Consider the following 12,787-nt stretch of genomic DNA (forward strand, 5'->3'; position numbering starts at 1 on the left):
TCGTGTCCTATCTGATTTACCCTATGGGATTACGGTTGAATTTTGGGCGTTCCCAATCTATGGCTCGGTTACCCTTCCCATTTGAGCCTTATATCAGATTTCTGTTCGTTAGAACATCGACTTTGCTAATGGCTTCCTTCAGATTTGTAGTCACCTACAACACCCTTGCCAATCGCTAGTACTTCCTATCAACTCGGCGTACACAGGAACTTACATCCTGCTAGTATATCACCATGCCCGACATACCAAAAAAAAGGAAGCCATTGGCTCCCTTTTTATATATTATATGATTAACGAATTAATCTCTTCTTCTACGATCAGATGATCTTGAACCTTCAGGTTTACTTCTTCTATCTCTAGAATCATCACTTCTGAAACGAGATCTGTCACCGCTACCCGATCCTCCACGAGATCTACCAGCTCCAGATCCACCACGAGATCCACCTCCTGAATAACCACCGCGAGATCCGCCTCCTGAATAACCACCACGAGATCTGTCTCCACCGCGAGATCTATCACCGCCACCACGAGGTCTTCTCTCTTCAGTATCTGTAGTTTCTGGACGATCGCCTGAAACTTCAATACGAATTGCTCTTCCGCCTACTTCAGCGCCAGCAAATCCTTTGATAATTTCCTCAGTGAAAGCTTTATCAACATCGAAGAAAGAAAATACACCCTTAAGGTCAACTCTTCCAACGTTTTTACCTCGAACACCACATTGCTTATGAATCAAAGTCAATAGGCTAGGAACATCAACGCCGTCTTTTCTACCAATATTGATAAACAAACGATCCTCAGTACTAACCTCACCATCATTCTGACGAACGCGCTTCTGAGTAGAAGATCTCATATTGAGATCTTGAGCATCCTTATAGTAATCCCAGAATCTATTAAATTCTAATGAAACCATACGTTTTACTAACTCATCACGATCAAGATCTTTTAACTCTTCATGAATAGCTGGTAAAAATTGCTCAATTGCTTCTTCTTCAACATTTACTTCAATAACACGATGCATGAAATTTAAAAGTTGACGCTCACAAACTTCTGCTCCTCCAGGAATCTTCACCTGAGCAAATTCCATCTTTAAACGACGAGAAAGATCTTTTATTTTTCTCTCATCACGTGGGGTAACTAAAGCAATTGAAATTCCTTTTCTACCTGCACGAGCAGTACGCCCCGAACGGTGAGTATAATATTCTAACTCATCAGGAAGATTATAATGCAATACGTGTGTTAAATCGTCAACATCGATACCACGAGCAGCAACATCAGTCGCTACAAGTAATTGCAATGATTTGCTTTTGAAACTACGCATCACTCTATCGCGCTGCACCTGTGATAAATCACCATGTAAAGCATCGGCATTATATCCGTCTTTCATCAATAATTCAGCAACTTCTTGTGTTTCCTTACGAGTACGACAGAACACAATACCATAGATATCAGGATAGAAATCGACAATACGTTTTAACACATTGTAACGATCTCTATTGTTCATTAAATAATACTGATGCTCGATATTCTTATTGGTTGTATTCGCTGTACCAACTGTCACCTCAATAGGATCAGTCATATAGTTTTTAGAGATTCTACGAACCTCAGCAGACATCGTAGCAGAAAATAACCATGTTAGTTTGTTTTCAGATGTTGTTGATAAAATATCATCAATATCTTCCTTAAAACCCATGTTCAACATCTCATCAGCCTCATCTAAAATCACATACTCAACCTTAGAAAGGTTGATCGCTTTACGACGAATAAGGTCTAACAAACGTCCTGGAGTAGCAACAACTACATGTGCACCTCTTTTAATTTTTCTGATTTGATCGTCAATACTTGCACCACCATAAACATTAACAACGTTTAGGTTCAAAATCTTTTTAGAGAAGACTTTTAAGTCATCAGCAATCTGAATACCTAATTCTCTGGTTGGAGATAGGATCAAAGCTTGAGGGATATTTACATCCGGCTCGATTAGTTCTAACAATGGTAAACCAAAAGCAGCAGTTTTACCTGTTCCTGTTTGGGCCAGCCCAACAAAGTCGCTTCTTCCCTCTAATAATACTGGAATAGCTTTTGCCTGAATTTCTGTTGGTGTTACGAAGCCTAATTCTGTAATGGCTTCCAAAATTGGTCTGGATAGACCTAAGTTTTCAAATGAATTCATTCGAATAATTTAATTGTGACATGGCATGATGCCCCCTGTCACACTAAAATTTTCAATTCAAACAATGAATGAAACCCCTGACAAAAGAACGTCTACCAAATAATTTATGAAGCCGCAAAGGTAACCATTAATAACTTAAAACATCATTTTTTTGAATTTTAGTTCACTAAAGGCATGCAGCACCGACTAATGTACTCTTTTTTAAGAGAATATCTAAATTCAGATTTGATATTTAAACCTGATAAAGAAAGAACAATCGATTGAAGTCGATTTATAAATATATTAATGAAGGCAGAAAATTTATTTCACTAGCATGAAAACCACTTCTGACTTTATGATTGAGGGAAGAATAATATGTCTCAGTTCAAGACTTTTTAACCAAGGCTCAATCTCTTTTTCTTTTAAGCTATATAAGATTTCACGGAACTCATCAATTTGATCGTCGTTAAAGTCGTTCTCCTCGAAATTCCTATAAGCATCCAATTCTTCATCCTCATAATAGATGATTTCTTCAGACATCTTATTTAATAAATCTGTTTCACATACTTCGTGAGCCCCACAACATTCTTCAAGAGGTTCGCTAGCTGTTTCCTCTCCCCCATTTTTCTTAGGAAACAATAACTTGCCTATATAAGTTAGAAGCAAAGTCAAAACGGCTCCAGCCAATAGAACTAATAGTAATACATTCATGTTGCAAAACTAGATATTACATATCAATTAATCAAGATATACAGATCAGTTATTTTTAGTCTTCATGTAATTTTAGAATTAGTGTCATTTAAAACCTGAGCCCCGCTAACCAAAATAACAAAGTACACTATTGCTACAACAAACGTTTTCAATGAATTAAAACTTGATTTTTACTAAAAACAATACGTTCACTATTTGTTTTCCTCCATTTTTTCACCATATTTGTTTCACCAAAAGAGAAATTATGAACTCAGCATTGACCACATATATGGATCAAACGACAGGCACATCTATTATGATGCCATGCTCCTCGTGTGGAATAATGTGAAGCTTTTAAATACAAAATTTATAAACGAAGCCTGCAGATTATTCTGCAGGCTTTTTTTATACTCTTAAAACCCATTCAATATTATAATCATATGAGAATCTTAAAATTTGGAGGAAGTTCAGTTGCCCAAGCCGAAAGCCTCAAAAAAGTTCAGCAAATAGTTAGTGATATCTGCAGAAATGAACCTGCAATTATTGTGGTTTCAGCTCTGGGCGGTGTTACCGATTTACTTGCTAATTGTTTAAATCAGGCTTGTCTTCAAGACCAAACCTATAAGAGGAGCCTTGAAAAATTATATAACCGACACTTAAATCTATCACAAGAACTAAAGCTAGATACGATAACTCAAAGCTGGCTGAAAGAGAAATTTAAAGACCTTTCAAATCTATTAGAAGGTGTTTTTATTCTTCAAGATGTTCCCGAAAAGGTAAAATGCCGTGTACTCGGACTAGGAGAAGAACTTTCATCAGAACTTATTACTCATTATTTTCAAAAATCAGATCTGAATGCTAGACATTACGATTCAAGAGAATATATAAAAACAATAGACAATAAGGGGATACTTCTTAATAGAGAGGATAGTTACAGAAGAATAAATGCAATAAAAGATGAAATCAATCTGGCAATATTCCCAGGTTTCATTGCTTCAAACGAAAAAGGTGAGCCCACTTTATTGGGACGTGGAGGCTCTGACTATACAGCCTCTATTTTAGCTGCTGCTTTGGATGCAAAACAATTGGAAATATGGACTGATGTAAGTGGTATGTACACAGCTGATCCACGACTGGTTACTCAAGCTATTCCTATCGATCAAATGTCTTTTCAGGAAGCTATGGAATTGTCTCACTTTGGAGCCAAAGTGATGTACCCTCCTGCCCTGACCCCAGTTCTACAAAAGAAAATCGACATACTGATTAAAAACACATTTGAACCTGAAGCGCAAGGCACTTTAATAAGTTCTGAACCAAAAGCTGAACGAACTACAGTAAGGGGGCTTTCTTCAATCAATCACATCAACCTTATTACTCTTTCGGGAAGTGGAATGGTCGGAATAAGTGGTTTTGCAGCCCGCCTATTTGCTTGCTTAGCTAACCAGAAAATTAACGTTAGCCTCATCACTCAATCTTCATCGGAGCACAGTATGAGTGTTGCTGTTCATGAAGATGATTGTCCCAAAGCTTGTAATATAATCGAGGACGAATTTGCTGTAGAGATTGCCATGAATCATGTCGATAAACCAAAACTTGAACTTGATTTGTCGATAATCGCTGTTGTTGGTGAAGATATGGGTTATACACCAGGCATCTCAGGTAAAGTTTTTGGTATTCTTGGCAAAAATGGCTTGAATATTCGAGCCATGGCTCAAGGTGGGAATGAACTAAATATCACCTTTATGGTTCGCACTACTGATGTTAAAAAGGCACTAAATGTCATACACGAAAAATTCTTTCTTTCTACCTCAAAAAAGGTTAACCTTTATATAGCTGGTGTTGGAAACGTGGGTAGTAAACTATTGGAACACATCAAAAGTCAGCATAAACATTTAATTGAGGAGAAAGGGATTGACCTTATCATTAGAGCTGTAAGCAATAGTCGAAAAATGTTTTTTACTGAAGATGAAAAATTAATTGAAGATTGGCAAAAGAAGTTGAACGAAGAAGGTCAGACTGCTGATATCAAAAAGTTTATCAAGAACATCGAAGATTCAAATTTACGAAATTCAATTTTTGTAGATATAACTGCAAGTCAGGAAGTCAGCGAAGTGTACGATCAAATATTAGACTCGACGACTTCAATAGTTGCTTGTAACAAAATTGCGGCTTCATCAGAATACGCAAACTATAAACGATTAAAACAGGTTTCGAAGAAGAATAATGTCGATTTTAGATTTGAGAGTAATGTTGGTGCAGGTTTGCCAGTCATCAGTACTATCAATTATTTAAAAAATACAGGAGATCAAATCACAAGTATCGAAGCGGTGGTTTCAGGTAGCCTTAACTACATTATCAATAAATTTATTGAAGGATATGGTTTTGATGAAGCATTAAAGCTTGCGATATCTGAAGGTTTTACCGAACCAGATCCTAAACTTGATTTGAATGGTGTTGATGTTTTACGAAAGTTATTAATACTCGCTCGAGAATCAGGTTATACCTTAGAAGCCAATGATGTTGATCTAGAGGCTATGGTGCCAGAATATTGTTTAAAGTCGAAAACAACTGGTGAGCTAATTGAAAGACTCGTTAAAAAGAAAGAATTCTTTGAGAACTGGCGAAAACAAATGAATGAGCAAAACGTTCGTTTTAGATATATCGCTAGTTTTAAAGATGGGAAAGCAAGTGTTGGCATGAAGACAGTTGGTCCTGAACACCCATTCTATAATATAGATGGCAAAGACAGTATTGTATCTTTAAATACGCTTTGGTATAAAGATCAACCTATGATTATTAAAGGGGCTGGTGCCGGTGCTGAGGTTACTGCTTCAGGAATATTCGGTGATATCATTAGTATTTCTTCAAAATAAAACCCTAATAAGAGATCCCCCAAAGTCTCTACTTATATAAAAAAAATGAATAAGAGTATAAAAGTATTTGCACCAGGAAGTGTTTCAAATGTAGGATGTGGTTTCGATATCCTGGGATTTGCCATTGATGGAATTGGTGATGAAATGATTCTTAGAAAAAATGATTCGAATAAAATTCATATTAAGCCCATTGAAGGCTACGAGAATTTATCCACAGTTCCAACAAAAAATGTTGCTGGTGTAGCCATTCAAGCTTTATTAGATGATTTAGGTAGCCAACAAGGTTTCGATATTGAGATTAAAAAAAACATCAAACCTGGTAGTGGAATTGGGTCGAGTTCGGCAAGTGCTTCAGGAGCTGTTGTTGCGGTAAACGAATTGCTAGGAAAACCATACAGTCGAATGCAATTGGTTGATTTTGCCATGCAAGGTGAAGTGGCTGCATCAGGAGACGCGCATGCTGATAATGCAGCCCCAACTGTATTAGGCGGTTTTTGCATTGTTCGCGCCTACGATCCGCTTGATATCATTCAAATTGAATCTCCTATAAATTTATGGTGCGTTGTTATTCATCCTCAAATTGAAATTAAAACCAAAGAAGCTAGAGAATTACTATCAACTCAAGTTGACCTAAAGAAAGCAATCCGTCAGTGGGGAAATGTAGCAGGTCTAATCTCAGGTCTACACAGCTCAGACTACAATTTAATTGGTCGATCATTAGAAGATCATATTGTAGAAAAACAGCGCAAAGTTCTTATACCAGAGTTTGACAACTTAAAAAATGCTGTGATGAACGCAGGTGCATTAGGCTGTAGCATTTCTGGTTCAGGGCCATCTGTTTTTGCTTTATGTGAAGGTGAGAATAAAGCTAAAGATGTAAATTTAGCTATGAATGATGTGTTCTCTAAAACAAATATTCCATTCTATATTTACTCCTCTCAAGTTAGTAATAATGGTGTCAGAATTATAGAGGAGATCTAAAAAACAAACTATTAATCAGATTAACCACCCAATAAAATGAAATATTATAGTACTAAAAATAAAGATCTCAAGTTTAGCTTTAAAGATGCCGTAATAAAAGGGCTTGCTCCAGATGGAGGCTTGTTCTACCCTAAACATCTTCCTCAGCTTAATAAATCATTTATAGATAATCTCCATAATTTATCTTTAGCCGAAATTGGTTTTGAAGTGGCTAAACACTTTATGGGAGGCGATATTCCAACCAACAAACTCAAAGAGATTTGTGATGATTCACTTAACTTCCCTACTCCACTAGTTTCTTTTGAGCCCAGTGTCTACTCTATGGAGCTATTCCATGGCCCTAGCTGTGCTTTTAAAGATGTGGGAGCACGATTTATGTCGAGATGCCTTAGCCATTTTGCTCAAGAGAGTGACGAGAAGATAACTATCCTAGCTGCGACTTCAGGAGATACAGGTAGTGCTGTTGCAAACGGATTTCTAGGGATAGAAAACATTGAGGTTGTCATTCTATACCCATCTGGTAAAGTCAGTCAAATTCAAGAACAACAATTAACCACACTTGGCAATAATATTACAGCACTTGAAATTGATGGCAGTTTCGACGATTGCCAAGCTCTTGTAAAACAAGCATTTCAGGATAAAGACTTGAATAAGAAAATGAAATTAAGCTCAGCTAATTCCATTAATATAGCTCGCTTAATTCCTCAAAGCTTCTACTATTTCTATGCTTATGGACAACTTAAAAATCAGAATAAGAATCTAGTCATCTCAGTTCCAAGTGGTAACTATGGTAACCTAACTGCAGGTTTAATAGCAAAACAGATGGGCCTTCCCATAAAAAGATTTATCGCCTCAACCAATGTAAACAAGGTTGTGCCTGACTATTTAAATACAGGAAAATATGAAAGTAAAGCATCAATCCCTAGTATCTCAAACGCAATGGATGTAGGGGCACCAAGCAATTTTGATAGAATGATGACTCTATACCAAGAAAATCATCCGAAAATATGTGAAGATTTAAAAGGAGCTTCATTCAACGATGAACAAACCAAAGAGATTATGAGGAAAGTTTACAAAGACTTTGGGTATATTCTCGATCCTCATGGTGCAGTAGCCTATTTAGGCTTGCAAGAGGAACTCGACACCACAAATGAACTAGGTGTATTCATAGAAACAGCTCATCCCGCCAAGTTTATCGACATTGTTGAAGAAGTTATTGAAACGCAAATAGATATACCAAACTATCTTAAATCTTGTTTGACAAAAGAAAAAATCAGTATTCAGATGCCAAATGATTATCAGGATTTTAAGACTTTCTTAGAAAGTTAAAATCAAACAAAAGCTCCCTGATTAGGGAGCCTTTTTGTTCTATTTCGGAAAGACTATTTCTTTGAAATTGCTTTTTCGTATTCCTTTTTATAGAGATTCATTTGATTGGTCAAACGCTCAATTTCAGCATCGTTTTGTTTTTTAACCTTACGTAACCAAGTAATCTTTTCATTAATCACTTCCATCTCTTTATTAACTTTAGAAATTTGGTTGTCCTTTTGGGCAATCTTCTCCTCAAGCTTCGATTTCTCGCTAGCCACCTTTTTGCTTTCCCACTCTTTATCTTTTAAACTTGCACTCAAGTCCTTTGTCAAACGAGATGATTCAGCTTTCAAATCCTTAACCTGCTCATTCAGCTTACTGATAATCACTTCATTCTCAGCATTTCGTTCCTGAGCAAACTTATAGTTACCTAGAGTTTCATGCAACTTCAGCTTCAAACTAGTGGTATCGGAAGCTATAGAAAACAATTCTGTACTCAACTGATCAATCTCAACATTTTTTTGAGCATTGCTTTCAGCCATACTATTTTTCATCTCGTTATACTCAGCTAATGTTTGTTTCAGTTTCGAGTCTAAACTTGTATTCTCGTTTCCTAACTTACGAACCTGAGCATCACTTTTACGTTTAGCGTAATCAAGTTCTTCGTATTTACGTTTCGAAACCACACAGGATACAAGTATCAGTGGCATAATTGATAAAATCAGTATTTTCTTATTCATAATGTGAAATATTTTCAGAGCCTAGGATTCCTAATATTTGAATACTGCAATTTACAATTTATATGTATAAAATAACAAGTTAAATAAACTTAATAAAGATAAGCACAGAGATTTCTTTCGATAATTTACTCTTGCATATTTTATAAAATAACTAATTTAGCTTCTCGAATACTTTTGGCAAAATACTTGTAGAGCCTTATCCTTTAATTATTCAAAAGTTAATACTTCAGACTCATCCTTCGATTTAAACTATATGATTAAAAAATTCATTTTCGCACTATTCATCCTACCCCTTTTGTTTGGAACCATTCAAGCACAAGAAGAGCAACAAACTAAAACAATCCGAATCATTGGCCAACTCACCAATGCAGATAACCAGCAAGCCATTCCTTTTGCAAACATTGGTGTAATGGATACTTATATTGGAGCGGCCACTAATTTCGATGGCTACTTTGAACTAAAAGTTCCAGGGAAATATGCCGATAAAAGCTTTCAGATATCTGCCGTAGGATTCACTACTTATAATTCGAGCTTAAAAGATTGTAACGAGCTTGATACACTTCGTATTCAATTAAAACCGGTGAATTATAAAATAGCCGAGGTTGAAGTGACTGCTCAGTCATTGGTTTTAATCAAGATGCTAAAAAATGCCATCGATCATATCCCTGACAACTATTTACAAACCCCATTCAATTACGATATATACTACCGCTCTGAAAAATCAGAAAATCAAAAATTAGAGCGTAAACGTGAAGCTGCAATTCGTATTTACGATGATAAAGGCTACATTCGAGAGAATGCTTATCAAGTATTCAAAGAGCGCACCTATCGTTTTCTACAAGTAAGAAAAAACTTTGAAAACAATTCCTTAGCTGATGGGTCAACTTACTTAGATGAACTATTGGAAATGGATATTGTAAGAAGTCGTGGTAATATTCTGAATAAGAATCATCTTAATTTCTACGATCTAAGTTTGGAGCGTATAACGGAATATGAAAATGATTCAATTTGGGTCATTGCCTACAAAAGCAAAAGACCCATATTGAGTAATACTAGTGATTACTACGCAACCTCTTACTCTGGAAGAATCTATATCAAGCTAAAAGATTTTTCCGTCATCAAGAATGAGACACATGTCGTTGCAAGTAATTATTCTCCGCAGGGACGCAGTTTCTATGTAAATCCTGAGAGACAGGAGTGGAAACCTATTAAGATTGAATACGATTTCAGTTCTACTTATAAAGAACACTTTGGCTATTATTATTTAAGTTACGTCGACTACAAGCGTTATCATGAACTCGAAAACAAAACCAGTGGTGAAAAGAAAGAATTAAATATCAATGCAGAAATGTTGATTACAAAAATCATAACAACCAATCCTGAGGTTATTGAAAATCGTGCCTATTATGAGAACATGGACTATAATGAAAAGTTCTGGAATAATTATAATATCATTTTTGATGGTGCAGAATAGCATTTAAATTGATTTTAACTTAAGACATAATCCTGATCGATTTATAAAATGGATCAGGATTTTTTGTGTAAGCATTAAACATCTAATTTTATTTACCGATATTTATCTGTCAAAGAAAAATCATTAAAGATTTTAAGGAAACATGCAACATTTCAATTATCAACTCGTCATTAGATTAGAAAATAATTAATGAGCTCCAATTACCAAAACATACATCAGGATTTAATCAATGCTTGTTGCCAAGGCAATACCAAGGCACAATTTGAGATTTACAAATTATACTATAAAGCTATGTATAATTCATGTCTGCGTATTTTAAACCATACTCAGGAGGCGGAAGATGTTATGCAGGAAGCATTTTTGTCAGCATTCGATAAAATAAATTCATATAAAGGAGAGGTTAGTTTTGGAGCTTGGTTAAAAAGAATCGTAGTAAACAAAGCCTTAGATTATTTAAAGAAAAATAAGATTGATAGTCTTCCTCTTGATGAGAAAATAAATCAACTTAGCGAAGAGGAAGATCAAAATAAAACAATTGAAATTGAAAACAGTGTAGAGGATATAAAAAAAGCCATTGAGCAATTACCATCTGGCTACCGAATCGTTTTGAATCTTTATTTAATAGAAGCATACGATCACGAAGAGATAGGCGAAATATTAAACATATCAGCATCAACCTCACGATCACAGTACAACAGGGCAAAAAAGAAATTGATTCAGATATTACAAAATAGCATGAATAAGCCATTAAAAAGAAGAATCAAATGAACGATATAGAAAAAATAATTAAACAACACCAAGGTCGCTTTGATAGTGAAGAACCTCGAGACGATCATTTCGATCGGTTTAATCAAAAAATGCAATTACATCACCAAGCAAAAGCAAGATGGCAATGGAAAGATCTGATGAAAATTGCAGCTATGATTGCTATAGTGGCAATTGCAGGTTTGACAACTTATCAGCTTCGCGAGATAAAGTCACCACATTTAGGCTTAGGTCAACTTTCTCCTGAATATCAGGAGGTGGAAAACTATTTTAAAGCAAGTATTGACAAGCAACTCGACATCATCAGTCAATTGACGAAATCAACTGATATTCAAGAACAAAACACCATAAAAGAAGAGCTTGCAGATATGGATAAGCTATACAAGCAGCTCGAAGATGAGTTAAAATCCAATCCTAAAGACGAACGTATCATTCAAGCCATGATCGAACACTTTCAGGTCAAGAACAACATTTTAAATAGAATTGTACAACAACTATATCTGATAAGCCAACAGGACATTCCTCTTGCAGATATCCTCAGTATTTAGAAAATATAACTATAAAAATATATTAGCATGAAAACAAATAGATTGAAACTCACCACACTATTGCTATTTCTTTCGATAGGAATAAGTAGTCAGGTATTTGCTTCGGATGATTACATTAAATCATTCAATGGGAAATATGCTGTTAAAGATGGAGCTCTATTAACCATAGAAAATAAATATGGCGATATTGAAATCAAAAACTGGGAAGTTGATTCTGTCGTTATCAAAGCAACCATTACGGCTCATGCTTCAAGCGAAGCTAAAGCAGAAACATTATTCAAGGGTATTGAAATTAATATGGACCAGATTGGAAAAACCATTATGGCATTTACTGAAATGGAAAAATCCTTCAAAACAGGAAATAAATTCAGTATCGACTATGAAGTGTTTATGCCTGAGTACATGCAAATTTCTTTAAATAATAAGTTTGGAAATATCTACATCAACACAGTTAGAGCAAAAACAAATATCAATTTAAGTTATGGCAATTTACTTGCAGAAAAATTTCTCTATCCAAACGAGAAACCATTAAGCAGCATCAACCTTTCATATGCAAAGGCAACCATTACTGAATGTAATCGAACTAAATTGACTTTGAAGTACTCAAAAATGAATATTGGAACTAGCGAAACGCTTGTTGTTGTGAGTCGATTTTCTAAACTTCATTTAGATAATAACGTCTCTCTGATTGCAGATTCTAAATATGATGCAATAAACCTTACAAATACCGAATCGGTATTGGTTAGCCAAGGTCAATATTCTGATATCAAGATTGGAAATGTAAGTCGCAACCTTAATCTGACCCTAAGATATGGAAACTGTAAAGTTGATAATGTATCTTCAGATTTTGAAAATATTAGTATAGATAATCAATATGTACCTTGTCGCATATCAATTGCAGAAGGCACATCCTATATGCTAGATGCAGAAACTAAATATTGTGGTATTAGCTACCCAAGCGATTCTCAAGTTATAGAAAATATTAAAAATAATTCTGAAACTAAAATCAAGGTACTAGTGGGTCATACCGATTCTCCTAAAGCAAATGTTCACGTCATTAGTAAATATGGCAATGTGAGTCTTCAATAGACTTCTTCACATATACATAATCCCTCTTTCAGTTTTGAAAGAGGGATTATTTTTGTTCGAAACTTTAACGTTTTTCATAATTACAATAAAAAGTTCATTCTCACTTCAAACTTTCTTCTGATTATTAGTGTCAAACATCACTTTAATCGTATTTTTATCGAATAAAT

General features: G+C 35.2%; 10 protein-coding genes. 7 read left to right on the plus strand and 3 right to left on the minus strand.

Going from position 1 to position 12,787, the window contains the following annotated elements; genetic code table 11:
• Positions 1–298 precede the first annotated feature (298 nt).
• Together DWB61_RS08385 and DWB61_RS08390 are read right to left on the minus strand one after the other, a co-directional pair.
• The gene (locus DWB61_RS08385; protein WP_125030455.1) at positions 299–2,170 is read right to left on the minus strand and encodes a DEAD/DEAH box helicase; all 1,872 of its coding nucleotides are present in this window, start codon (positions 2,168–2,170) and stop codon (positions 299–301) included.
• Between the two features lie 300 nt (positions 2,171–2,470).
• Positions 2,471–2,860: a hypothetical protein gene (locus DWB61_RS08390; RefSeq protein WP_125030456.1), complete on the minus strand. Its 390-nt coding sequence runs from the start codon at positions 2,858–2,860 to the stop codon at positions 2,471–2,473.
• Between the two features lie 419 nt (positions 2,861–3,279).
• Here DWB61_RS08390 and thrA point away from each other — a divergent pair, with 419 nt between their 5' ends.
• From thrA to thrC, 3 genes are read left to right on the plus strand one after another with little or no spacing between them, the layout of a single operon-like run.
• Positions 3,280–5,712: a bifunctional aspartate kinase/homoserine dehydrogenase I gene (gene thrA / locus DWB61_RS08395; protein ID WP_125030457.1), complete on the plus strand. Its 2,433-nt coding sequence runs from the start codon at positions 3,280–3,282 to the stop codon at positions 5,710–5,712.
• Positions 5,713–5,757: 45 nt separating this feature from the next.
• Positions 5,758–6,693, plus strand: a complete 936-nt coding sequence (locus tag DWB61_RS08400) for a homoserine kinase (protein WP_125030458.1) — start codon at positions 5,758–5,760, stop codon at positions 6,691–6,693.
• Between the two features lie 36 nt (positions 6,694–6,729).
• Positions 6,730–8,022 (plus strand): threonine synthase, encoded by a 1,293-nt coding sequence (gene thrC / locus DWB61_RS08405; RefSeq protein ID WP_125030459.1) that lies wholly within the window; start codon positions 6,730–6,732, stop codon positions 8,020–8,022.
• A 53-nt stretch (positions 8,023–8,075) separates the two neighbouring features.
• On the opposite strand, the gene DWB61_RS08410 is transcribed toward thrC, so the two are convergent.
• On the minus strand, positions 8,076–8,744 hold the full coding sequence (locus DWB61_RS08410; RefSeq protein ID WP_125030460.1) for a hypothetical protein: 669 nt from the start codon (positions 8,742–8,744) through the stop codon (positions 8,076–8,078).
• Positions 8,745–8,997: 253 nt separating this feature from the next.
• Here DWB61_RS08410 and DWB61_RS08415 point away from each other — a divergent pair, with 253 nt between their 5' ends.
• The 4 genes from DWB61_RS08415 (at position 8,998) to DWB61_RS08430 (ending at position 12,620) form a co-directional block, all read left to right on the plus strand.
• On the plus strand, positions 8,998–10,218 hold the full coding sequence (locus tag DWB61_RS08415; RefSeq protein WP_125030461.1) for a carboxypeptidase-like regulatory domain-containing protein: 1,221 nt from the start codon (positions 8,998–9,000) through the stop codon (positions 10,216–10,218).
• Positions 10,219–10,407: 189 nt separating this feature from the next.
• Positions 10,408–10,986, plus strand: a complete 579-nt coding sequence (locus tag DWB61_RS08420; protein WP_125030462.1) for an RNA polymerase sigma factor — start codon at positions 10,408–10,410, stop codon at positions 10,984–10,986.
• A complete protein-coding gene (locus tag DWB61_RS08425; protein ID WP_125030463.1) occupies positions 10,983–11,531 on the plus strand; it encodes a hypothetical protein in 549 nt (182 codons plus the stop codon). Before DWB61_RS08420 ends, DWB61_RS08425 begins: the two co-directional genes overlap by 4 nt.
• A gap of 27 nt (positions 11,532–11,558) precedes the next feature.
• Positions 11,559–12,620, plus strand: coding sequence for a hypothetical protein (locus tag DWB61_RS08430; RefSeq protein ID WP_125030464.1), 1,062 nt, complete (start codon positions 11,559–11,561; stop codon positions 12,618–12,620).
• Positions 12,621–12,787 lie beyond the last annotated feature (167 nt).

It is taken from the genome of Ancylomarina euxina (assembly GCF_003863355.1).
GTDB classification, from domain to species: domain Bacteria; phylum Bacteroidota; class Bacteroidia; order Bacteroidales; family Marinifilaceae; genus Ancylomarina; species Ancylomarina euxinus.